Genomic DNA, 22,611 nt, shown 5'->3' with positions numbered 1-22,611 from the left:
GTCATGGGCCCAGCCCGAGGGCAGGAGCGCGGAGGCGAAATGCAGTCGGGACATGGTGACACGCCGGCTGGACAGAACCGCCTTACGATTATATGTCTAGACATATAAGTCAAGCATCCGACGGGTACCCGCATGGCAGAGCGCTTCGACCGGATCTGGCACAATGCCCGCCTCGCCACGCTGCGGGCCGACCGTCCCGATCTCGGCGAGATCGGGCATGGCGTGATCGCCGCGCGCGGCGGCCACATCGTCTATGCGGGCCCGGCCGCGGATTTTCCTGTCGATGCCGACGCCGTCAAACGGATCGATTGCGAGGGGCGCTGGATCACACCGGGGCTCGTCGACTGCCACACCCATCTCGTTTATGGCGGCAACCGCGCCCACGAATTCGAGCTGCGGCTGAAGGGCGCGAGCTACGAGGAGATCGCGCGCGCCGGCGGAGGTATCGTCTCGACAGTGGCAGCGACACGCAAGGCGAACGAAGCCGAACTGGTCACGGGTGCATTGCCACGGCTCGATGCGTTGATCGGCGAGGGCGCCACCACGGTCGAGATCAAGTCCGGTTACGGCCTCAACACCGAGACCGAGTTGCGGCAGCTCTCTGCCGCACGCAGCCTCGGCCGGCAGCGGCCGGTCGCCATCCGCACCTCCTTCCTCGGCGCACATGCATTACCGATCGAAGCTGAGGGCGACAAGGATCGCTACATCGATCTCGTCTGCAACGAGATGCTGCCCGCTGTCGCGAAGGCGGGCCTCGCCGATGCCGTCGACGCCTTCATGGAGGGCATCGCGTTCTCCGCAGAGCAGACCGCGCGGGTGTTCGAGACCGCGAGGTCGCTCGGTCTGCCGGTGAAACTGCATGCGGATCAGCTCTCAAATCTCGGTGGTGCCGCGCTCGCTGCCAAATTCTCCGGCCTCTCCGCGGATCACCTCGAGCACACGGACGAAGCCGGCGCTGCCGCGATGGCCAAGGCTGGCACGGTGGCCGTGCTGCTGCCCGGCGCGTTTTACTTCATCCGTGAAACGCAAAAACCGCCGGTCGAGGTGTTCCGCAAGCACGGCGTCCCCATGGCGCTTGCGACCGACTGCAATCCCGGCAGTTCGCCGCTGACCTCACTGTTGCTAGCCATGAACATGGGCGCGACGCTGTTCCGCATGACGGTGACTGAATGCCTCGCCGGTATCACCCGCGAAGGCGCGCGTGCGCTCGGCATGCTCGCCGAAACCGGCACGCTCGAAGCCGGCAAATGGTGCGACCTCGCGATCTGGGACATCGAGCGTCTCGCTGAGCTGGTCTACCGCGTCGGCTTCAATCCGCTGCATCGGCGTGTCTGGAGAGGGCAGTGACGGCGCAGGGATCAACGATCGTTGTCAAACCGGGAGCAGTGAGCATCGACGACCTTGCGCGCGTGCTCGGAGGCGCATCGGTCATGCTCGATGCCGCGTTCTGGCCGCGGGTCGAGGCGGCTGCGGAAATTGTGGCGAAGGCGGCGCAGACCGCGGATCCCGTTTATGGCATCAATACCGGCTTCGGGAAGCTCGCCTCGAAACGCATACCGCCCGATCGGACCGCGCTGCTCCAGCGCAATCTCATCGTCTCGCATTGCTGCGGCGTCGGCCCGGCGACGCCGGAACCGATCGTCCGCTTGATGATGGCGCTGAAGATCATCTCGCTCGGGCGCGGCGCTTCGGGGGTGCGCCGCGAGGTGATCGAGCAGTTGCAGGCGATGTTGGCGCGAGATGTCTGTCCGCTGGTGCCGCAGCAAGGGTCGGTCGGCGCCTCCGGCGATCTCGCGCCGCTCGCGCACATGACTGCGGTGATGATCGGCGAAGGGCAGGCGATCCTCGATGGGAAAACCGTGTCCGGTGCCGAGGCGCTGGCGGCAGCCGGCCTCGCGCCGCTGACGCTCGGCCCCAAGGAAGGTCTCGCGCTGATCAACGGGACGCAGTTCTCGACCGCCTATGCCCTATCAGGCGTGCTGCGTGCATTCCGCCTGGCTCGCGCCGCGCTCGTCACCGGCGCGCTGTCGGTCGATGCGGCGATGGCTTCGACCGCACCGTTCCGTCCCGAAATCCAGGCGCTCCGCGGCCACGCCGGGCAGATCGCGGCGGCGGCGACGCTGACCGCGCTGCTCGAGGGCAGCGACATCCGCCTGTCGCATCTCGAGGGCGACGAGCGCGTGCAGGATCCCTATTGCCTGCGCTGCCAGCCGCAGGTCGCAGGCGCGGCGCTCGACCTGATCGCGCAGGCTGCGCGCACGCTGATGGTCGAAGCCAATGCCGTGACCGACAATCCGTTGGTGCTGGTCGAGACCGGCGAAATCGTCTCCGGCGGCAATTTCCACGCCGAGCCGGTCGCTTTTGCCGCCGACACGGTCGCGCTGGCGCTGTCGGAGATCGGCGCGATCAGTGAACGCCGTATCGCGACGTTGGTCGATCCCACGCTCAATTTCGGCCTGCCGCCGTTCCTCACCCCCGATCCTGGCATCAATTCGGGCTTCATGATCGCCGAGGTGACGGCGGCCGCGCTCTATGCCGAAAACAAGCAGCGCGCGGCTGCCTGCTCGATAGATTCGACGCCGACCAGCGCCAACCAGGAAGACCATGTCTCGATGGCTGCGCACGCCGCGAGGCGCTTGTCCGACATGGCCGACAATCTCGCCGCGATCCTTGGGATCGAGCTCCTGGTTGCCGCTCAAGGTATCACGTTGCGCGCGCCGCATGCGACGAGCGCGCCGCTCGCTGCAGTCATCGCGAAGCTTCGCGAGCAGGTGCCCGCGCTCGGCGCGGACCGCTACATGGCCGCCGATCTCGCGAGGGCGGCTGCGCTGATCGAAGGTGATGCGTTGCCGACCGTGGCGATCGCGGCGCTTTCATCCGATCCATTTCCAAAACTTGACTGAACGAGATTTGACTAAAGGGGTGTTCCGCATGAACCGCCGACTGGACAATGACCGCACCATCCGCGCGCCCCGTGGCAGCGAGATCAGCGCCAAGAGCTGGCTGACGGAAGCGCCGCTCCGCATGCTCATGAACAATCTCGACCCTGACGTCGCGGAGCGACCGAGCGAACTCGTCGTCTATGGCGGCATCGGCCGCGCCGCGCGCGACTGGGAGAGTTTTGACCGCATTACCAACGCGTTGCGCAAGCTCCAGAGCGACGAGACCCTGCTGGTGCAATCAGGCAAGCCGGTTGGCGTGTTTCGCACCCACGCAGATGCGCCACGCGTCTTGATCGCGAACTCCAACATCGTGCCGCATTGGGCGACGCTCGATCATTTCAACGAGCTCGATCGCCGGGGCTTGATGATGTACGGCCAGATGACGGCGGGCTCCTGGATCTACATCGGCAGCCAGGGCATCGTGCAGGGCACTTACGAGACCTTCGTCGAGGTCGGACGTCGTCACTACGGCGGCAGCCTCGCAGGCAGATGGATTCTCACCGCCGGTCTCGGCGGCATGGGCGGTGCGCAGCCGCTGGCGGCGACCATGGCGGGCGCGTCGATGCTCGCGGTCGAATGCCAGCCGAGCCGCATCGAGATGCGGCTGCGCACCGGCTATCTCGATCGCCAGGCCGCGACGCTCGACGAAGCGCTCGCGATCATGGCGGAGGCCGCGAAGACCAAGAAAGCGGTTTCGGTCGCCCTGCTCGGCAACGCCGCGGAGATTTTTCCGGAGCTGGTCCGCCGCGGCGTCAAGCCCGACATCGTCACCGACCAGACCAGCGCGCATGACCCGATCAACGGCTATTTGCCGAAGGGCTGGACGTTGGCCGATTGGGAGGCCAAGCGCGCATCCGATCCGAAGGCGGTCGAGCGCGCCTCGAAGATGTCGATGGTCGAGCACGTCCAGGCCATGCTGGATTTCCATGCGCAGGGCATTCCGACGCTCGACTACGGCAACAACATCCGCCAGATGGCGCAGGACATGGGCCTGAAGAACGCCTTCGATTTCCCCGGCTTCGTGCCGGCCTATATCCGCCCGCTGTTCTGCCGCGGCGTCGGGCCGTTCCGCTGGGCCGCGCTGTCGGGAGATCCCGAGGACATCTACAAGACCGATGCCAAGGTCAAGGAGCTGATGCCCGACGACAAGCATCTGCACGTCTGGCTCGACATGGCCAAGGCACGCATCAAGTTCCAGGGCCTGCCGGCGCGGATATGCTGGGTTGGCCTGGGCGATCGTGATCGCCTTGGGCTCGCCTTCAACGACATGGTGGCGCGCGGCGAATTGAAGGCGCCGATCGTGATCGGCCGCGATCATCTCGACAGCGGTTCGGTGGCGAGCCCGAACCGCGAGACCGAGGCGATGAAGGACGGATCGGATGCCGTGTCCGACTGGCCGCTGCTCAATGCGCTGCTCAATTGCGCCAGCGGGGCGACCTGGGTGTCGCTGCATCATGGCGGCGGCGTCGGCATCGGCTATTCCCAGCACGCCGGCATGGTGATCGTCGCCGACGGCACGCCGGAAGCGGCAAAGCGCATCGCGCGCGTGCTCTGGAACGATCCCGCCAGCGGCGTCATGCGTCATGCCGACGCGGGCTACGACATCGCGATCGACTGTGCCCGTGCCAAGGGGCTCGATCTTCCGAGCCTTTCGACCTAGCGCGGCCTCACGCCACGACCTTGGCTGCGCTCTGGTCCAGGCGCTCGCGTTCCTTGGCGAGATAATCCTCGATCGCCGCCCCGGGCATGGGCTTGGAGAAGTAATAGCCCTGCACGAAATCGCATCCGAGGCGGCGCAGGGTGTCGAACTGGGCGCGGGTCTCGACGCCCTCGACGACGCAGGCGATCTCCATGTCGTCGCACAGGCCCGTGAGCGACTTGATGATCTTGTGGCTGACCGGGTTGTCGTTGATGTCGGCGACGAAGCTGCGGTCGATCTTGAGCTTGTCCAGCGGCAGGCGGTGCACATGGCTCAGCGAGGAATAGCCGGTGCCGAAATCATCCAGCGAAATGCCGCAGCCCATGGCTTTCAGCGCGGCGATCGACTGCTGCGCGCGGACGAAGTCGAAGGTGACGGCAGTCTCGGTAATTTCGAAGTCGAGCCGGCGCGGCGGCACGCCGCTGTTCTCGATGATGGCGATCAGCGGCAGGATGCCGTCCGGCGAGCAGATGTCGTGGGCCGAGAGGTTGAACGACAGGCGGGTGTGATCGGGCCAGGTCTTGGCGGCCGCGAGCGCGCGCACCAGCAGCGCCTGCGTCAGGGCGCGGATCAGGCCGATCCGCTCGGCGGCCGGGATGAAGTCGGCCGGCGAGACCCAGCCGAGGCGGGGGCTCTGCCAGCGCGCCAGCGCCTCGAAACCCGCGGTGTGCTCGCTCATGGCATCGACGATCGGCTGGAACACCAGCTCCATCTCGGCGTCCAAATCGGCGGTGCGCAGCAGGGTCTCGATCACGCTGCGGCTGCGAATCTCAGCCTCGAGCTCGCTGGAGAAGATCACCGTCCGCCCGCGCAGATGACGCTTGGCATGGTAGAGCGAATAGTCCGCGCATTCGTAGAGGGCCTCCGCCGTCGTCGCCGAACGCGGATACAGCGCAAAGCCGATCGAGCAGGACAGGCCGGTGTGAGCGGTGTCGAGCTGGTAGGGCAGCTTGACCTGCTCGCCGATACGCTCGCCGAGCCGCAGCAGATCGGCATCCTCGGGGTCGCCACACACGACGAGACCGAATTCGTCACCGCCCAGACGCGCGAATTCCACGCGTTGCGGCCCGAAACCTTCGCAGACCTCGCGGATACGGCGCCCGGCCTCGATCAGGACACGATCGCCGATCGAGTGGCCGTAATTGTCGTTGATCGGCTTGAAGCCGTCGAGGTCGATGATGCCGACCGCGACGCGCACGTGCCTGCGTTCGGCATCGGCGAAGGCGCTCGACAGCTCGGCGAAGAAGCGGCGGCGGTTCGGCAGTTCGGTCAGGGCATCGAGATTGGCGAGACGAAAATTCTCGTCCGACAGCGTCTGCGTCGCCGCCTGCTGCGCCAGCAGGGATTTGCGGCTGCCGACGAGATCGGCGAAGTCGCGATAATAGATGAACAGCACGGTCACCATCGCGCCGGAGACCAGCAGATTGTTGACTGCGATCGCCTTCAGCGTCGGTTCGCCCGTGGCCCAGAAGAACAGCACATAAGGCAGGTCGACGACGATCGTCACGATCAGGGCCGCCGAACGTAGATGCATCAGGGAGAAGATGCAGCCGATTACGGTCACGGCCATGTAGAAGGCGACCTGGCTCTTGGCGAACGGATCGCCGTAAGGGTAGAGCGCGAACGACCAGGCGGTGAAGCCCGCACCGATCGGCAGCGTCATCCAGTTGGTGGCACGCAGATTGCGTAGGATGTCGGCATCACTGCGCACCAGATGACGTTGGCGCAGCCACCAGAAGGTGCGAAGCGCCGCGAGCAGCGTCAGCACGCCCGGGACGATCATCGTCAGCCAGTCCGGCGCGACGTTGACGTAGGTATAGGCGACCGCGATCGTGTTGCTGATCAGGATGAAGTAGAGCAGCGGGATCTGCTTGGAGAAGGCGTCGAATTGCGCGCGTGTCAGGTCCGAGTCGGTGGGCACGCGGAACAGCGCCACGGCCGCCGCGAAGTAAGCTTTCAATTTGATGGCAAGCATTACAAACGCGCCCCAAAATCCCTTCAAAAACGAAGTCGATCTTGCATGGCGGGGGTAAAGACCGCGTTAGACTGGTTCCCCACGGGAGCGCTACCGGAAATTGTGCGCCGCCGCAGGATTTTCCACCCGCGTGCATTGGTGAGAGACTGTTAACATTGCGCGGCGGAGGCGGGCGCCGTTTCGTGCGACAGATCGTCCGAAAGCGATCGCGGATACGTACTGCTAACCGTATCCGCCGCGGCGGCGCCTCCTCGCGACGGCGGTATTGTGTGCTCCATCCACCTCTCCTCGAGGAGAGATGGATGGAGCGCGCCGAGAGCCAACCTTCTATTTCGCGGCCTGCAGCGCGGCGGTCTGCTTGGCGAGCGCCTTGTCGAAATCCTCCGACAGGCCGGTCGCGTAGGTCGCAAGCTCGCCCGGCTTGACGAACGGATTAGGCGTCTCGCTCTTGATCTGCTGTGCGCGTTTGTCCTGCATGCCGTAAACCTCGGGATGCGGTCCGAGCAGCACGTCGATCTTCATCGCTTTGACCCTGGCGAAGGTCGCGCGATAGTCGTCGACGATGCCGGGATAGGTCGGTTGTCCCACCAGCCGGTTCAGCGCCACGGTGCCGCTGCAGAAGAACAGCACCTCGCGGTCCTGGCCGCCGTCCTTCACCGTCATCTCCCAGCTGGTGCAGCCCGGCGAATGGCCCGGCGTCGCGTGCGCCGTCAGCGTGGTGTCGCCGAGCGTGACCTTGTCCCCTTCCTTCACTGTGCGATCGACTTTCACCGGCGGAAAGGTGAGGTCCGCGTTCTTCTCGTCGCCCGGATAATAACCGCCCTCGAGCAGCGGCTTGTCGCGCTCGCCGGCGACGAGCTGTGCGCCGCTCTCCTGCTTGATCTCGGCAAAGCCGCCGGTGTGGTCAAGATGGGCGTGGCTGTTGAGGATGTATTTGATATCGGCGACCTTGAAGCCCAGCTTGGCGATGTTGTCCTTGATCATGCCCGTCGACTGCGGCATCGCGGTGTCCATCAGGATCAGGCCCTGCGACGTCTTGATGACGTAGACGGCGATGCCCTCGGTTCCGACATAGTAGATGTTGTCGACGAGGTGGAACGGCTCGAACGGCGCGGTCCACTTCTTCATGACCGTCGCCAGGAAGTCCTTGATGGTCTGCGCCTGCGCGCCAGGTGCAAAGAGCGCGAGCGCACATAGCGCGGCCGTGAGCTTTCTCATGGATTGTCCTCCCTGGTGTTGTTTTTCGTTGCGACCGCGGCTCCGCGGATCGATGGAGGCTAGATGTTGCGCGATCTGGCAGCAACCGCCGCGTGTTCGAAAAATTCCGCGTCATGCGCGGAATAACGGGTGCCGTCCGGTTTCGGCATGCGGCAATCGGCATCCGACCGCGCCGCGGCTCTCCCGTCGCCCTCAAAAGATCAGGCGAGAGCGGCCTGTCGTTCCCGCACCGGTTCGCGGGTTCGGTCGGCGCCACGCGGCTCGGCGAGCCGCGTAAAGCTGCGCTGGCTCGCATCTGCGGGCGCCTCGACGATGACGCCCTCGCAGACGATCTGGCCGCCGAGCAGCTTGAATTCCAGCTTGTCGTAGCGCGGCATCGTCTCGCCGGGCTCGGGCGGCAGCAGCTCGATGCGGCCCTGGATGTTCAGCGTCGCTTCGCCGGTTCCGTGCAGCCGGGGATTCCACATCCTGATCCCGGTCTCGGACCAGCGCTGCCGGATCAGTGTGGCGCGGTCGGCGGGCTCCACGATCTTTGCCCGGACCTTCGGCGCGCTCTGAGTCTTCGGAGCGGGAGCCGGCTCGACCTGCGCGGCGCCAACAGGCGTGTCCGTGGACACATCTTCCGCGGCAATGGCCGGGCCGGGCGGCAGATCGTCGGGGGCATCGGGCTCGATCTCTGCCGCTGCGACGCTGGAAGCGGGCTCGCTATCGACGCTGGCCTCGGCGGAGGCGGGCACGGTGATCCCGGCGTCGACCACGATGACGGAGGCCTCGTCGACGGTGACCGCTTCGACCGCGTTGGAAAGGGCGCACGCCGGTTCTTCTTCGACGAGGCGCCCGGAGCTCTCGACCGGCTTTAATTCCGTCTCGGCAGTGGCGACATGCTCCACAGCGACAGGCTCGACATCCTCAGGCCGTTCTGTGGATGCATCGCTGCCGATGACGGGCTCAGCGGCTTCAATCGCTTCGACGTCGACGGAAAAGACCGGAGCCTCGTCTACGATGTCGGGTTCGCCATCCGTCAGGAGTTCTACGGGGAGATCGCTGCTGACGACCGGCTCGGAAGCGTCGATTGCGTCGACTTCGACAAGCGAAGCGGGGGCCTTGTTGAGGACCTCGGGTTCAGGCTCGGTCAGACGTTCGGCAGGCGGATCGCTGCTGATCACTTCAACCAGATCAACCGGCTCGCTCGCGAACTCGACCGACAGGCCTGGAGTCTGTTCGACGACGGCCTCGACCTCTGCCGGCGTCTCCGGAGATGTATGGTCGCTGACGCCGATATTGGTCGTGGCCGCGGACGCGGTCTCTTCGATGACTAAGACAGCGGCGTTGTCTTCGACCGGCACAGCCACTTCGATGGCGGCGTCGCCGGTCGTCGGCTCGATGTTGAGGCTGTCGAGGGCCGGAGCAATTTGTGCGATGATCGGCGCCGGCTCATCCGCAGCGCTCGGCGCCGCGGCGATGCTGCCGCCAGGCGGCGGGGGCCGAAGCCGCTTGAACGCCCATTTCACCGCGGGAATGCGGCTCAGCAACGATATCAGTCTCGAAAGCACTGGGACTTGTCCAAGAGGTACTCAGGGCCGTAGGCAAGCGCTGATTCGCCGGCAATTCGAAAAACTGCCCCGGCTGTCACATGCCTGTCAATTGAGGCGGGACCAATTGCAGAACATCTGCACAGCCCCCGCGCCGCCGATCGCCAACGCGATGACGCAGGCGGATGCCAGAATGATTGTCTTCATTGGACTCTCCTTTACGTTGCGGCTCCAGCAACCGGGCTGTGCCGGCGCCGTTCCAGCCGATGGGGGCCATTGCCATCAACTCTCTGCCGCCAAACGTCGGGGTTCCCGCCGTCATCGCCGGCGGCTATTGGACGGTATCATCGCTTGTTTGAGGGACGCATGAGAAAGCTTGCCGCTATCGCAACGATCCTGTTCTGGTCGACATGCGCGTACGCGCAGGATCGCTCCATCACGGTGGCCTCGACGACGTCGACGGAGCAATCGGGCTTGTTCGGCTACCTGCTGCCGCTGTTCACGAAAGAGAAGGGCATCGCGGTGAAGGTCGTCGCCGTCGGCACCGGGCAGGCGCTGGATATCGGTCGGCGCGGCGATGCTGATGTGGTGTTCGTCCATGACAGGGTGGCGGAAGACAAGTTCATGTCCGAAGGGCAGGGCGTGAAGCGCTTCGACGTGATGTACAACGACTTCGTCATTGTCGGGCCGAAAAGCGATCCCGCCCACATCGCTAGCGACAAGGATGTCGCCGATGCCCTGCGCAAGATCGCAGCGGCCAAGGCACCGTTCATCTCGCGCGGCGACAAGTCCGGGACGCATGCCGCCGAACTGAGATTGTGGAAAGAGGCGGGCGTCGACATCGCGACCGCCAAGGGCAGCTGGTATCGCGAGATCGGCCAGGGCATGGGCCCGGCGCTGAACATGGCGTCCTCGTCGAATGCTTACCTGCTGTCGGACCGCGGCACCTGGCTGTCGTTCAAGAACCGTGGCGAGCTTGCGATCCTGACCGAGGGCGACAAGCGGCTGTTCAACCAATACGGCGTCATGCTGGTCAATCCCGACAAGCATCCTGACGTCAAGTCGAAGGACGGACAGGCCTTCATCGACTGGCTGATCTCGCCGAAGGGGCAGGATGCGATCGCCGGCTACAAGGTTGGCGGCGAGCAGCTATTTTTCCCCAACGCGTCCCACTAGCAGGAAGGCGACGGTCGAGACGGCGACGCTGAGCGCGAGCAGGATCAGCCCGAGCCCCAGCGCCAGCGGCAAATCGCCTTTGCTGGTCTCCAGCGCGATCGCTGTCGTCATCGTGCGCGTAAAGCCTCTGATATTGCCGCCAACGATGATGATGGCGCCGACTTCGGCGATGGCGCGCCCGAAGGCGGCGAGGAAGGCCGTCAGCAGGGAGGTCCGGCCGAGCGCGAACAAGAGGCCGATGCTGCGCAGCGTCGACAGTCCGTCGATCCGCGCGAGGTCGCCATACTCGGCCCACAGCAGGCTCGCCGGCCGGTGCACCAGCGCCACCACGATCGGCGTGGCCAGCAGCGTCTGCGCGATCACCATGGCCGTCGGCGTGAACAACAGGCCCGCGGCTCCCAGGGGGCCGGATCGCGACAACATCAGATAAAGCGCAAGCCCGACCACGACCGGCGGCAGGCCAAGCAGTGCGTTGGTCAGAACGATGATGACCTGCCGGCCACGAAAGCGGGTGATCGCAAGCAGGGCTCCGAGCGGAGCACCGAGCAGCAGTGCGACGACGCTGGCCGTCAGGCTCACGCGCACTGACAGCGCGACGATGCCGAGCAGCTCGGGATCGGCTTCGCCAATCAGCGCGAACGCGGCAGCGATGGATCTGGCAAAATCGTTCATCCGGCCCGATGCTGTTGCTACGGCAGGAGGTCGAGCACGAGTTCGGAGGGGCGGCAAAGCCTCACGCCTTTCGGCGTGACGACGATCGGCCGGTTGATCAGGATGGTATGCGCGATCATGGCGTCGAGAAGCTGGTCGTCGGTCAGATCGGGATTGTCGAGTCCGAGCTCGGCGTACGGCGCGGCCTTCTCGCGAACTGCCTCGCGCACCGAAATTCCCATGCGGGCGATCAGCTGCCGCAACAGCGCGCGGGACGGCGGTGTCTTCAGATATTCGACCACATGCGGTTCGACACCAGCATCGCGGATCGTGGCAAGCGTCGTGCGCGACGTGCCGCACTCAGGGTTGTGGTAGATGATCGCGTCCATGCCATGGGCCCTGTCTGATGTGTGCTGAATTGTACACATGTGCGTTGCCCGGTTCCATCCAGAGTTTGCGCTTGAAAGCGTAGCTCAGCCGTGTCCCACTGATACTGGATGAGCAAACCTGAGTTGATATCAACGAGAGCCTTTGGAGTCTTTGCCGCCGTGGTGGTCGGCGGATATCTGCCGTCCGCCGTCCAGGCGCTCGCGCAGGAAGACAAGAAAACCGACGATGACAAGCCAGCCGATCCGGACACGGGCGAGAGCACGGTCGAGGAGAAAACGCTCGGCCTGCTACCGAACCCGCTTCAGAAATATGGGGTGAAGTTCGCGGCAACTTACATCGGGGAAGAGCTGGGCAACGCTTCGGGCGGAGTCAGGCAAGGCGCGGTCTACGAGGGCCGCTTGAATCTCGCCGTCGACGTCGATCTGGACAAGCTTGCCGGCCTCGACAAGCTGACTTTCCATGCCAACATGTTCCAGATTCACGGCGGCGGCCTGTCGCGCGACAATCTGCAAAATTTCTTCGTCGTGAGCGGGATCGAGGCGTTGCCGTCGACCCGGCTCTACGAAGCCTATTTCGAGAAGCAGTGGGGCGAGAAGAAGGTCTCGCTAAAGCTCGGCCAGCTCGCGGCCGACAGCGAGTTCTTCAACACCAAATACACCGACGTCTTCACCAACGCCTCGATGGGCTGGCCGGCCATCACCTCGCTGGATCTGCCGAGCGGTGGTCCCTCGCCACCGCTGGCCGCGATGGGCGCGAGACTTCTCGTCAACGTCACCGACCAGCTCGCCGTCCTCGGCGGAATCTTTGACGGCGATCAGGCGGGCCCCGGTCCTGGCGATCCTCAGCAACGCAATCGTTACGGCATCAATTTCCGTGTCAACGATCCGCCGCTTCTGCTCGGACAGGTTCAATACGCCTGGAATAACAAGAAAGGCGATCCCAATCTTGCCGGCCAGATCAAGTTCGGCGGCTGGCGTCATTTTGGCGCGTTTGCGGATCAACGGCTCGCATCCAACGGCATATCGCTCGCAGCGCCCGCGAGCAGCGGCGAGCCGATGTTGTTGTCCGGCGATATCGGGGGCTGGATTGTATTCGAGCAGCAGATCTATCGCGTGCCCCAGAGTGACGATCGCGGCATCGGCGTCTTTATCCGGGCCTCCGGCGCCCCGGCCGATCGCAATCTGATCGATCTCTATGCCGATGGCGGCGTTGAGTTCGTCGGTCTCGACGAGCGCCGTCCGGATGACAAGTTCGGGATCGCAGCCGGCTACGCGCATGTTTCGAAGCGTGCGCAGACGCTCGATGCAGACTTCCGGGCCCTCGTCGCGCCGGATTGGCCGGTTCGCAGTTTCGAGGGCTTGCTGACCGCCGTGTATCAATATCAAATCAGGGACGGCTGGACGGTCCAGCCGAACTTCCAGTACATCATTCATCCCGGCGGCGGCGCGACGCTCCCGTCCGGTCCGCTGCCGGCAAGGTGCTCGGAAACGCCTCGGTATTCGGATTGCGGACCACGCTGAAATTCTAGGGCGCGTCACGAACGGCGGATGGGTATTTCGGTGGACGGGCAAAACACTTGAACGGGGTGTCAATCCCGGATTCCGGAAATATTCTCCTTTACCGAATTTCGGAAAGATCGTATATGTCGCGCACCTCACCCGGCACGAGGGACGGATCGCGAGTCGTCCGGTACGTGGGTGGGGTGCGGTGGACGCGGGCGCGCGTCGGCACGCAAGGGTCGGGAGCAGGGCGAGCGGAGGATTGAGCCGAACCTCGTGAGCTTCCGCCGCGTGTGACGAACGGCGCGGGCTGCGTACGGCAAAACCGTGTGGTCCTGACTGTCGTTGCTGCAGCCAAGCCTTGCGGAAGGCGGCATGAGGCCAACCGGCCCTTGCCGTCAGCTTTTCGCAAGGCGACGGAGGCCAAAGGGAATTCGGCTCCGGGGAGGGCACGGCATAAGCCGTCAAACCACTCGCGCAGGGTAGGTCGGGATGTCCTGGCTGCCCTGTACGCCGCTGTGCAGTCTTCCAATGCGCTACACGCGCACAGCGGACCGCGGGTGCCAGTCGGCGCCCGGCCTTCCCTGCGCCCTCGGCATTGTCCAGGGCGAAACGAGCCGCAAAGCTCGGGCCGATCAGGCCGCGAGAGCCCGAAATCATGCCTCGTCGATAAGGAAAGGCGGCTTTATTCTCGCCACGGATGGGTTAAGGAAGAGCCTGGATGCGGTGCAGCATGTGAGGCGCCGCGGCTCGAAATTCATCAAACCGGGCACGCCGATACAGGTCGGGCTCGCTCAACGAAAAGGACGTCAGTCTATGATCAATACCGTTGGCATTATCGGAGCCGGGACCATGGGCAACGGCATCGCTCAAATCTGCGCCGCGGCCGGCCTTTCGGTCGTGATGGTCGATATCTCCGATGCGGCGGTGAACCGCGGCATCTCGACCGTCGGCGGCAGCCTCGAGCGCCTGGTCAAGAAGGAGAAGATCTCGGCGGCCGATCGCGATGCGACGCTCAAGCGCATCACCGGCACCACCGATCGCGCCAAGCTGTCCGATTGCGATCTCGTCATCGAGGCCGCGACCGAGAACGAGGAGCTGAAGGTCAAGATCCTGAAGGACCTCTGCGCCACGCTCTCGCCGCGCACGCTGGTGGCGACCAACACCTCGTCGATCTCGATCACCAAGCTCGCCGCCGCCACCGATCGCCCCGATCGCTTCATCGGCATGCATTTCTTCAACCCGGTTCCGGTGATGCAGCTGTTGGAACTCATCCGCGGCCTGCAGACGTCTGACGATACCCACGCCAAGGCGCTCGATTTCGCCCAGCGCGTCGGCAAGGTGGCGATCACCGCCAAGAACAGCCCGGGTTTCGCCGTCAACCGCATCCTTTGCCCGATGATCAACGAGGCGATCTTCGCGCTTCAGGAGGGGATCGCGACGGCCGAGGAAATAGACGCCGGCATGAAGCTCGGCTGCAATCATCCGATCGGGCCGCTGGCCCTGGCCGATCTCGTCGGTCTCGACACCATGCTTTCGGTGATGGAGGTCTTTTACAAGGGCTTCAACGATCCTAAATACCGTCCAGCCCCCCTGCTCAAGGAAATGGTGGATGCCGGCCATCTCGGCCGCAAGACCGGGCAGGGGTTTTACACTTACGGCGCCTGATCTTGTAATTTGCGCTGGGACAAAGACGTCACCCGCAACTGCATCTTAGCCTCCTTCCTTCTCCCCTTGTGGGAGAAGGTGGCGCGAAGCGCTGGATGAGGGGTTGGGTCCCGCAAACTCGATGGTTGAGAGCACGCGGAGAGCACCCCTCACCCGTCTCAATCGCGCAATGCGCGATTGATCCACCCCTCTCCCACAAGGGGAGAGGGAAAGAAGAAAGCGGACAACGAGAGACATGTCGGATCGATTGAAGGCCGAGCGCCAAGCTGCGGCTGAACGGCGGAACCTGCTGACCCAGGATGCGATCGAGCGCACCGGGATTACCGAGGAGATGATCGGGGAACTCGTCACCCGCTTCTATGGACGCGTGCGAGAGGACGCGTTGCTCGGGCCCGTGTTCGCGGTTGTGCGGAATTGGGACGAGCATCTCGCCAAGCTCAGGGATTTCTGGTCGTCGGTCGTGCTGATGAGCGGCCGCTATCACGGCTCGCCGATGCGGGCCCATCTCCCACTCAGCCTGGTCGGCGATCATTTCGACCGCTGGCTCGACCTGTTCGAGCAGACGGCGCGCGAGGTCTGCCCGCCACCGGCAGCAGCGTTGTTCATCGACAAGGCCCGCCGCATCGCCGACAGCTTTGAGATGGCCTCGGCGACCATTGCCGGCCGCATCGCGGCGCCGCGTCACCTTTGGAGGTCCTGAACGCGCCGGGTCTGCCCGCAAGACGTGTAGTTGAAGCGCATTGAGATTGTTTCTCGCTGCTCAGACCGCGTCGCACCAATTCCTGCATCATCGGTCTGATCTGCAAAATCATCATGCCGATCGCGCGGCATGACGTTGCAAAGGCAAAATGTGCTTGAACGCGTGGAGTCGCGTTCGCTCACAGCGAGCAAAGCCATATTGATGCACTGCGGCGCCAATTCTTCGCCTTCATTTCGGCAGAGTTCCAGCGCCTGCTAGTGTGCATGTCGCGCGCATCATTCAATATCTGCTCATCACCCTCCGACAACACCGCGGAACCCGAAGCCGATATAAGCGCGGAGCAAACGCGTCGAGAGCTGCTGCTCGGCGCGCTCGCCACCACCGCCTGTCTCGGCTGTTCCGCACCGGCAAGGGCCGACGACGATCAGCCGGGTGCCGACGAACGGCCGCAGAAAGGCGATCTGCTCGTCCTCTCCGAGGGCGACAACGAAGGTCAGCTCCTCAAGCCGGACGAACTCAAGCTGGGCGGCCCGCCGGTTCGCGCCTGGCCGAAGGACCCCAAAACCTCTGTCGTTCGCAGCGGCTCGCGCCTGAATGAGATACTTGTCGTGAAGCTCGATCCGAACGAGCTCGATGAGACCACGCGTGCACGCGCAGCCGACGGCATCGTTGCCTATTCGGCGGTGTGCGCTCATGCCGCTTGTCCGGTTACGGAATGGGTGAAGGCGGATCAGGGAGGCGACATGACCGTGTTCAAGTGTCCCTGCCACAATTCCGAATATGATCCACGCCAGGGCGCACAGGTCGTGTTCGGGCCCGCGCCGCGACGCCTCGCGGCGCTGCCGCTGTCGTTAAGCGAAGGTTCGCTCACCGTCGCCGGTCCCTTCATCGGAAAGGTAGGTGGCTCGCAGCCCGGATGACACGCCGCGGGTCGCGCCCGCGCGCCACAAGAGGTCGCGTCCGCCAACGAGCGGGCGACGAGACGAACGACAAGAATTCAACTCACAAGAATTCAAAAGGGGAAACGTCCATGACCACAAAGCAATGGTTTTTGTCCGGCTTCGTCGCCTTCACCTGCATTGTCTCGACGGCGGCGAGCGCCGGTCCGATCGAGAACTACAGCCCCGTTACCTCACAACGTCTCGAAAATCCCGAGCCCGGCAACTGGATGCTCTATCGGCGCACCTATGACGGCCAGGGCTTCAGCCCGCTCGACCAGATCAATACCTCCAACGTGAAGGATCTCACGCCGGTCTGGACTTTCGCTACCGGCGTCGTCGAAGGCCACGAGGCGCCGCCGATCGTCAATAACGGCGTGATGTTCGTGGCAACGCCGATGGGGCAGGTGATCGCGCTGAACGCGAAGACCGGCGACGAATATTGGCGTTACAAGCGGCAGCTTCCCGATGATCTCTTCCAATTGCATCCGACCAGCCGCGGTGTCGGCCTGTGGGAGGACAAGCTCTATCTCGCCACCACCGACGACCACGTCGTCGCGCTCGACGCCAAGACGGGCAAGGTGGTGTGGGACACCAAGGTGCAGGACTACAAGAAGGGTCAATACATGACCCTGATGCCGCTGATCGTCGATGGCAAGGTCATCGTGGGCGGCTCCGGCGGCGAGTTCGGCGTACGTGGCTATGTCGCTGCCTTCGATGCCAAGGACGGCAAGGAGCTGTGGCGCACCTTCACGATTCCCGGCGAGGGCGAGCCCGGTCATGACACCTGGCAGGGCGACGACTGGAAGAACGGCGGCGGCTCGGCCTGGATGACCGGGACCTACGACAAGGACACCAAGACGATCTATTGGGGCGTCGGCAATGCCGCGCCATGGCCCGGCGAGATGCATCCCGGCGACAATCTCTATACCTCGTCGGTGATCGCACTCGATCCGGGCAATGGCAAGATCAAGACCTACCACCAGTACCACCAGAACGATTCCTGGGACTGGGACGAGGTCGATGCGCCGATGCTGATCGATCTCCAGCGCGATGGCCGCAGCATCAAGAGCCTGGTGCATCCTGGGCGCGACGCGATCTTCTGGGTGCTCGAGCGCACGCCGAGCAAGATCAACTACGTCGCCGGCTGGCCGTTCGTTTCGACCGATGTCTGGAAGGGCGTCGACGAGAACGGCAAGCCGATCCTCGATCCCGCGCACAAGCCTGTTGTCGGCAAGCGCGTGGAGTTCTGCCCCTCGTTGTGGGGCGGCAAGGACTGGCCGTCGGCCGCCTACAGCCAGAAGACCGGCCTCGTCTACGTGCCCGCCAACGAGAACTTCTGTGGCGGCTTCACCGGCGAGAAGATCCCGCTCAAGCCGGGCGAACTCTGGCTCGGCACCAAGCCGGAGGATATCGGCCTGAAGACCAAGCCCGGCGCCGATCATTTCGGCGAGATTCAGGCCTGGGATCCCGCGACCGGCAAGAAGGTGTGGCAGCATAACTTCCCGAAGTCGCAGATGTTCGGCTCGGTCACGGCCACCGCGGGCGATCTCCTCTTCGCCGGCGGCACCAACGACCGCGAGTTCCGCGCCTTCAATGCCAAGACCGGTGAGCTACTCTGGCAGCAGAAGACCAACTCCGGCATCATGGGCATGCCGATCTCCTACGAGATCGACGGTACGCAATACATTGCGATCCAGTCGGGCTGGGGTGTGGACGCGCAGCGTATCCAGGACGCGCTGGCGACAAACAACATCGGCATCGAGTCCAACGTGCCGCAAGGCGGCGTGGTCTGGGTGTTCGCGCTGAAGAAATAAGCTCCGCAGGCGGATCGAAAGACGCGGAGCGACAGGGGGGTGGCGAGAGCGGCGGACGGCAACGTCCGCCGCTCTTGTGTACGCTCGTAGCTATTTGCCCTCGCGCTCGACCTTATCCTTTGCTTTCTGGTTCATCTCCCGAACCTTCGGATCGCTGGGGCTCTGCCCGGTGGTCCGGGTGGTCGAAGCGGGCGGGGCATTGGCGTTGGGAAGCGAGCTCTGGTCCGGCGCGGTGGGGCGCGTTGCGGTGGTCGGCGGCGTCGTGTTGCTGCTCTGGGCGAACGCTCCGGCGGTGGTCAAAAGGAAGGCGCTCGACAGCGAGACTGCGAGCGCCCTTGAGATGTTGGTCATCGATCTGCTCCTGGTCAGATCGATGGAAACGGCGCGAGGCCGCTTTCCGTTCCGTCAAGCCTCCAATTGCTTGCCGATCGGAAGCGAGCGGATGCGCTTGCCGGTCGCCGCGAAGATCGCGTTCATCAGCGCCGGTGCGAACGGCGGCACGCCCGGCTCGCCGACGCCGCTAGGCGGTGTGTCCGATGCGGGGGGCACGATGTGGACGTTGGTCACCAGCGGAGCCTCGTCGATCCTGACGACCTGGAAGTCGTCGAAATTATTCTGCTCCACCTTGCCGTCCTTGAAGGTGACCTGGCCATATTTGGCAAGGCTGAGCCCCATGATCGCGGCGCCTTCGATCTGCGAGGCGATGCGTTCGGGGTTCACATAGGTGCCGCAGTCGATCGCGGTGTCGACCCGCGGCACCGTCAGCTTGCCCTTTTCGTCGACCGCGACTTCGACGATGGTCGCGATGTAGCTGACGAAGCTGCGGTGCACGGCGATACCGAGGCCGTGGCCCTTCGGAACCTGACGGCCCCATTCGCCCTTGTCCGCGACCAGCTCGACCACCTTACGCAGACGTGCTGTGTCAAGGGGGTAGCTGTCATAGGGCTCGCCGTAGTTCCACATGTCCTTCACGGCGGGCTTGACGATGCGGGGTGAGCCGATCAGCGCAAGGAGCGTTTCCTTCTGGTCGCGTCCTGTCGCACTCGCGATCTCGCCCACCATCGACTGCACCGCGAAAGCGCGCGGGATGTTCGAGACCGAACGGAACCAGCCGATGCGAGTGTGCGCGGCAGCTTCCGGATTCTCGCAACTGATATTGGCGATTTCGAAAGGCATGTCGACGAGGCCCATGCCGAGCTCGAAAGCCGCCTGATGGACCGTGCCCGCGGCGAAGGTCGAGGCGATGCTGGGCGCCACGCTGCGGTGGCGCCAGGCGATCACCTTGCCGTCCTTGTCCAGCCCCGCCTCGATCCGCTCGGCCGAGACCGTGTGCAGGAAGCCGTTATGGATGTCGTCTTCGCGCGTCCATTGCACCTTGACAGGTGCGCCGAGCTCCTTCGACAGCAGGGCGGCCTCGAGCGCGTAGTCGCACTTCGACTTGCGGCCGAAACCGCCGCCGAGCAGCGTCACGTTGACGGTGACGTTGCCCTCGGGAATGCCGAGCGTCTTGGCGACGTCCTCGCGCGTTCCGCCCGGGCTCTGCACCGGCGCCCAGATCTCGGCCTTGTCGCCCTTGACGTCGGCGACCGCGACCGGCGGCTCCATGCTGACATGGGCAAGATGGGGAATGTAGTATTCGCCGACGATGACCTTGTCGGCGCTCTTCAGGGCGGCGTCGGCATCGCCCTCCTTGCGGACGACGAGACCCGGCTTGCGCGAGGCCTCCTCGAGATCCTTGCGATAGGCGACCGAGTCGTACTTGCCGTTGGCGCCGTCGTCCCAGACCAGCTTGAGCGCGTCGCGGCCCTTGATCGCGGCACCGGTGTTGCGTGCGATCACAGCGACGCCGCCGAGCGGCTGGAATTTCGACGGCCACGGCCAGCCGCGCACCTGCATCACCTTCTCCACGCCGGGCACTTTCAACGCCGCGTCCGGATCGAACGAAGTGAGCTTGCCCCCGGTCACGGGCGGGCGCGCGATCACGGCATATTTCATGCCGGGCAGTCGCACGTCGGCGCCATATTGCGCCTTGCCGGTGGTGATGTCGTGGAGATCGACGATGCTGACCTGGCCCTTGCCGAGATAGCGGAAGTCCTTGGGGTCCTTCAGCTTGAGGCCTTCGGTCGCCGGCACCGATTCCTTGGCGGCATCGGCGGCGAGCTCGCCGAAGCCGAGCTTGCGCCCGCTCGCGCTATGGACGACCTCGTGATTGACCGCCTTCACCTCGGTCGCCGGCACGCTCCAACGCTTGGCCGCGGCCTGTTCCAGCATCGTGCGGGCCGAGGCGCCGATCTGGCGCATCGGAAGCAGGTAGTGCCGCGTGCTGCGCGAGCCGTCGGTATCCTGGTTGCCGAACTTGACCTCGTCGCCATGGGCCTGCTGCACCTTGACCTTGGACCAGTCGGCCTCCATCTCCTCCGCCACGATCAAGGGCAGGCTGGTGCGCACGCCGGTGCCCATCTCGGAGCGGTGGGCGACGATGGTGACGGTGCCGTCGGAGGCGACCGCGACGAATACGCGCGGGTCGACCACGACGCCGTGCGGCATCTTGCCGGCGCCGGTCTCATAGGCAAAGGCCTGGCGCGTCATCACGGGCGCGGCGAGCACGAAGCCGCCGGTGACGCCGAGCCCCTTCAGGATGCTGCGGCGCGAGATCTTCTCGACCTTCAGATGCTTTTCGAAGCCACGGAGCTTCCGGGGATTGTCGATGAAATTCATGTCACACTCCCGTCGATGCGAGATGGACCGCGTTTTCGATGCGCTGGTAGCAGCCGCAGCGGCAGATGTTGCCGGACATCGCCTCGCGGATCTGGTCGTGCGACGGTTTCGGATTGTCCATCAGGAGCGCCGCGGCCTGCATGATCTGGCCCGCCTGACAGAAGCCGCATTGGGGGACATTGACCTGGCGCCAAGCCTTCTGGACGGGATGATCGCCCTCCGGATGCAGTCCCTCGATCGTGGTGATCTCCCGTCCGGCGACGTCGTTGACCGAGGTGATGCAGGAGCGCACCGCCTCCTTGTCGACGATGACAGTACAGGCCCCGCACAGCGCCTTGCCGCAGCCGAACTTGGTGCCGGTCAGCCCGGCTTCGTCACGCAGGAACCAGAGTAGCGGGAGATCCGGGTCGCCGTCCCAGCTCTGTTCCTGGCCGTTGATCTTCACCTTGATCATGATCGTCCCTCGCTCTTCATAAGCTGACTGTTTCAACATCGCCGAATTCGATCGGCGCAATGTCCGTTGCCTCATGTGACCGCATTTCGGCCTCTTGTCCTGCGCGGGCAGGTCCCGGCAGGAAGCTGGAATGCGAATCGCGATGTCTGGATGTCCTCGATACCTCCCGTTTTGTTCTTGATTGATTGAATTCGCGCGGCATCGTGACGACGCGACCGTAGCAGAGATCGCCTCGGACCGGCGTTCACAGCCGGGTGTTCTCGACGTGAACAGATTGCATCCGGGGTTTGTCAAAAGCAGGGCGCGGCAACACATCGCGCGCCGGGCGATCACGAAATCGAAGCTGCGATGAAAAAAGCTTCGTCCGCCAGAGGGACTGCGCGGACGAAGCAGTAGTCCTCAGTCGAGGGAGGGAGAATCGCAGGGCACGCTGACTTCAAGCAGGAAGAGGGCGGCACTGCGCAGTCATTCAGAGACCAGGACTGAGGGAGCGGAACGCGCTCGCATACGCAATACTGCACGGGCGGCAACTCGCCGCGGTCATTCGATAACGGCGCCCGCCCGTTCGCGGATCACCGGCGAGCGGACGGGCGATGGCGGATGGTCTTGCTCAGGCCGCCTTGGCTTTCGCCACGTGGGTCGCGATTGCATCCATCAGCGCCGGCGAAAGGCAGTCATAGGGCTCGAGCCCGAGTTCCTTCAGACGCGACCGGATGCCGGCCATCTGTTCCGGCTTCACGCCAGATTCGATCACCGAGGAGACGAAGGCGGCGAATTGCGGCGCCTGCGAGCCCTGCTCCTGGAACAGCTCCGGATGGATGAAGTCGAGACCATAGAACGGGTGGTTCTTGTTCTCGATGCGGCCGTACATATGCGTGCCGCAGGCCTTGCAGGCGTAGCGCTGGATCACTGCGGAGGGATCCACGATCTGGAGCTTGTCGCCGTTCTCGAGCACGGTGACGTTCTGGCGCGGCACCACGGCAACGACGGAGAACGTTGCGCCCTGCGGTTTCCAGCACTTGGTGCAGCCACAGGCGTGATTGTGCGCCACATCGCCCTTGATGCCGACCTTGACCTGATGGTCCTTGCATTTGCAGACGAGGGTGCCGCCGGCAAAATGCCCGCTGCCCTGTTTGACGCCGTTGTCGATCGAGGGGTGGAGTGCAACAGTCATGGGTCGATCCTCCTTGGGTGTGACGCTTGAGCTAGAACACGACGACTGAACGGATAGATT

General features: G+C 64.2%; 18 protein-coding genes. 9 read left to right on the top strand and 9 right to left on the bottom strand.

Annotation, left to right across the window (positions count from 1 at the left end; all coding sequences use genetic code 11):
• Positions 1 to 132 precede the first annotated feature (132 nt).
• Genes hutI through hutU form a run of 3 tightly spaced genes read left to right on the top strand, consistent with a single transcriptional unit; the run spans position 133 to position 4,602 of the window.
• Positions 133 to 1,347, top strand: coding sequence for an imidazolonepropionase (gene hutI / locus IF809_RS34710; protein WP_462839801.1), 1,215 nt, complete (start codon positions 133 to 135; stop codon positions 1,345 to 1,347).
• A complete protein-coding gene (gene hutH / locus IF809_RS34705) occupies positions 1,344 to 2,903 on the top strand; it encodes a histidine ammonia-lyase (RefSeq protein WP_462839800.1) in 1,560 nt (519 codons plus the stop codon). Before hutI ends, hutH begins: the two co-directional genes overlap by 4 nt.
• 28 nt (positions 2,904 to 2,931) lie before the next feature.
• A complete protein-coding gene (gene hutU, locus IF809_RS34700) occupies positions 2,932 to 4,602 on the top strand; it encodes a urocanate hydratase (protein WP_453982539.1) in 1,671 nt (556 codons plus the stop codon).
• Positions 4,603 to 4,609: 7 nt separating this feature from the next.
• On the opposite strand, the gene IF809_RS34695 is transcribed toward hutU, so the two are convergent.
• The 3 genes from IF809_RS34695 to IF809_RS34685 form a co-directional block, all read right to left on the bottom strand.
• Positions 4,610 to 6,616 carry a putative bifunctional diguanylate cyclase/phosphodiesterase gene (locus IF809_RS34695; protein ID WP_462839799.1) on the bottom strand — a complete coding sequence of 669 codons (2,007 nt, stop codon included), beginning with the start codon at positions 6,614 to 6,616 and terminating at the stop codon, positions 4,610 to 4,612.
• 327 nt (positions 6,617 to 6,943) lie between these two features.
• Positions 6,944 to 7,834 (bottom strand): BJP family subclass B3 metallo-beta-lactamase, encoded by an 891-nt coding sequence (gene blaBJP / locus IF809_RS34690; RefSeq protein WP_462839798.1) that lies wholly within the window; start codon positions 7,832 to 7,834, stop codon positions 6,944 to 6,946.
• A 200-nt stretch (positions 7,835 to 8,034) separates the two neighbouring features.
• Positions 8,035 to 9,366 (bottom strand): hypothetical protein, encoded by a 1,332-nt coding sequence (locus IF809_RS34685; protein WP_462839797.1) that lies wholly within the window; start codon positions 9,364 to 9,366, stop codon positions 8,035 to 8,037.
• A gap of 366 nt (positions 9,367 to 9,732) precedes the next feature.
• Here IF809_RS34685 and IF809_RS34680 point away from each other — a divergent pair, with 366 nt between their 5' ends.
• Positions 9,733 to 10,542: an ABC transporter substrate-binding protein gene (locus IF809_RS34680; RefSeq protein ID WP_462839796.1), complete on the top strand. Its 810-nt coding sequence runs from the start codon at positions 9,733 to 9,735 to the stop codon at positions 10,540 to 10,542.
• Here the strand turns inward: IF809_RS34680 and IF809_RS34675 are convergent.
• Both IF809_RS34675 and arsC read right to left on the bottom strand, forming a co-directional pair.
• Positions 10,516 to 11,214 carry an ABC transporter permease gene (locus IF809_RS34675; protein WP_128964852.1) on the bottom strand — a complete coding sequence of 233 codons (699 nt, stop codon included), beginning with the start codon at positions 11,212 to 11,214 and terminating at the stop codon, positions 10,516 to 10,518. The two genes, IF809_RS34680 and IF809_RS34675, sit on opposite strands and share 27 nt — an antisense overlap.
• A gap of 17 nt (positions 11,215 to 11,231) precedes the next feature.
• Positions 11,232 to 11,582: an arsenate reductase (glutaredoxin) gene (gene arsC, locus IF809_RS34670; RefSeq protein ID WP_462839795.1), complete on the bottom strand. Its 351-nt coding sequence runs from the start codon at positions 11,580 to 11,582 to the stop codon at positions 11,232 to 11,234.
• Between the two features lie 108 nt (positions 11,583 to 11,690).
• On the opposite strand from arsC, the gene IF809_RS34665 reads away from it, so the two are divergent.
• From IF809_RS34665 to IF809_RS34645, 5 genes are all read left to right on the top strand, one after another.
• A complete protein-coding gene (locus IF809_RS34665; RefSeq protein ID WP_462839794.1) occupies positions 11,691 to 13,103 on the top strand; it encodes a carbohydrate porin in 1,413 nt (470 codons plus the stop codon).
• A 795-nt stretch (positions 13,104 to 13,898) separates the two neighbouring features.
• Complete coding sequence (locus tag IF809_RS34660) at positions 13,899 to 14,750, top strand: 3-hydroxybutyryl-CoA dehydrogenase (protein WP_128964855.1); 852 nt, start codon at positions 13,899 to 13,901, stop codon at positions 14,748 to 14,750.
• A 235-nt stretch (positions 14,751 to 14,985) separates the two neighbouring features.
• Positions 14,986 to 15,450: a group III truncated hemoglobin gene (locus IF809_RS34655; RefSeq protein ID WP_462839793.1), complete on the top strand. Its 465-nt coding sequence runs from the start codon at positions 14,986 to 14,988 to the stop codon at positions 15,448 to 15,450.
• Positions 15,451 to 15,713: 263 nt separating this feature from the next.
• Positions 15,714 to 16,370 carry a QcrA and Rieske domain-containing protein gene (locus tag IF809_RS34650; RefSeq protein WP_453982549.1) on the top strand — a complete coding sequence of 219 codons (657 nt, stop codon included), beginning with the start codon at positions 15,714 to 15,716 and terminating at the stop codon, positions 16,368 to 16,370.
• Between the two features lie 110 nt (positions 16,371 to 16,480).
• Positions 16,481 to 18,205, top strand: coding sequence for a methanol/ethanol family PQQ-dependent dehydrogenase (locus tag IF809_RS34645; protein WP_453982550.1), 1,725 nt, complete (start codon positions 16,481 to 16,483; stop codon positions 18,203 to 18,205).
• Between the two features lie 90 nt (positions 18,206 to 18,295).
• Here the strand turns inward: IF809_RS34645 and IF809_RS34640 are convergent, their stop codons facing one another.
• The 4 genes from IF809_RS34640 to gfa form a co-directional block, all read right to left on the bottom strand.
• Positions 18,296 to 18,556, bottom strand: coding sequence for a hypothetical protein (locus tag IF809_RS34640; protein ID WP_128964859.1), 261 nt, complete (start codon positions 18,554 to 18,556; stop codon positions 18,296 to 18,298).
• A gap of 54 nt (positions 18,557 to 18,610) precedes the next feature.
• Positions 18,611 to 20,923: a xanthine dehydrogenase family protein molybdopterin-binding subunit gene (locus IF809_RS34635; RefSeq protein WP_462839792.1), complete on the bottom strand. Its 2,313-nt coding sequence runs from the start codon at positions 20,921 to 20,923 to the stop codon at positions 18,611 to 18,613.
• 1 nt (position 20,924) lies between these two features.
• The gene (locus tag IF809_RS34630) at positions 20,925 to 21,377 is read right to left on the bottom strand and encodes a (2Fe-2S)-binding protein (RefSeq protein ID WP_453982553.1); all 453 of its coding nucleotides are present in this window, start codon (positions 21,375 to 21,377) and stop codon (positions 20,925 to 20,927) included.
• A 610-nt stretch (positions 21,378 to 21,987) separates the two neighbouring features.
• Positions 21,988 to 22,551, bottom strand: a complete 564-nt coding sequence (gene gfa, locus IF809_RS34625; protein ID WP_128964862.1) for an S-(hydroxymethyl)glutathione synthase — start codon at positions 22,549 to 22,551, stop codon at positions 21,988 to 21,990.
• Positions 22,552 to 22,611 lie beyond the last annotated feature (60 nt).

This window comes from Bradyrhizobium sp. UFLA06-24, from assembly GCF_054967145.1.
The sequence above is the reverse complement of the archived record's forward strand: the minus strand, read 5'-3'. Positions and strand labels throughout refer to the sequence as shown.

Coding starts and splice junctions, on each gene's coding strand:
- hutI (WP_462839801.1), top strand. CDS start 133: ATGGCAGAGCGCTTCGACCGGATCTGGCACAATGCCCGCCTCGCCACG.
- hutU (WP_453982539.1), top strand. CDS start 2,932: ATGAACCGCCGACTGGACAATGACCGCACCATCCGCGCGCCCCGTGGC.
- IF809_RS34695 (WP_462839799.1), bottom strand. CDS start 6,616: ATGCTTGCCATCAAATTGAAAGCTTACTTCGCGGCGGCCGTGGCGCTG.
- blaBJP (WP_462839798.1), bottom strand. CDS start 7,834: ATGAGAAAGCTCACGGCCGCGCTATGTGCGCTCGCGCTCTTTGCACCT.
- IF809_RS34680 (WP_462839796.1), top strand. CDS start 9,733: ATGAGAAAGCTTGCCGCTATCGCAACGATCCTGTTCTGGTCGACATGC.
- IF809_RS34675 (WP_128964852.1), bottom strand. CDS start 11,214: ATGAACGATTTTGCCAGATCCATCGCTGCCGCGTTCGCGCTGATTGGC.
- arsC (WP_462839795.1), bottom strand. CDS start 11,582: ATGGACGCGATCATCTACCACAACCCTGAGTGCGGCACGTCGCGCACG.
- IF809_RS34665 (WP_462839794.1), top strand. CDS start 11,691: ATGAGCAAACCTGAGTTGATATCAACGAGAGCCTTTGGAGTCTTTGCC.
- IF809_RS34660 (WP_128964855.1), top strand. CDS start 13,899: ATGATCAATACCGTTGGCATTATCGGAGCCGGGACCATGGGCAACGGC.
- IF809_RS34655 (WP_462839793.1), top strand. CDS start 14,986: ATGTCGGATCGATTGAAGGCCGAGCGCCAAGCTGCGGCTGAACGGCGG.
- IF809_RS34650 (WP_453982549.1), top strand. CDS start 15,714: ATGTCGCGCGCATCATTCAATATCTGCTCATCACCCTCCGACAACACC.
- IF809_RS34645 (WP_453982550.1), top strand. CDS start 16,481: ATGACCACAAAGCAATGGTTTTTGTCCGGCTTCGTCGCCTTCACCTGC.
- IF809_RS34640 (WP_128964859.1), bottom strand. CDS start 18,556: ATGACCAACATCTCAAGGGCGCTCGCAGTCTCGCTGTCGAGCGCCTTC.
- IF809_RS34635 (WP_462839792.1), bottom strand. CDS start 20,923: ATGAATTTCATCGACAATCCCCGGAAGCTCCGTGGCTTCGAAAAGCAT.
- IF809_RS34630 (WP_453982553.1), bottom strand. CDS start 21,377: ATGATCAAGGTGAAGATCAACGGCCAGGAACAGAGCTGGGACGGCGAC.
- gfa (WP_128964862.1), bottom strand. CDS start 22,551: ATGACTGTTGCACTCCACCCCTCGATCGACAACGGCGTCAAACAGGGC.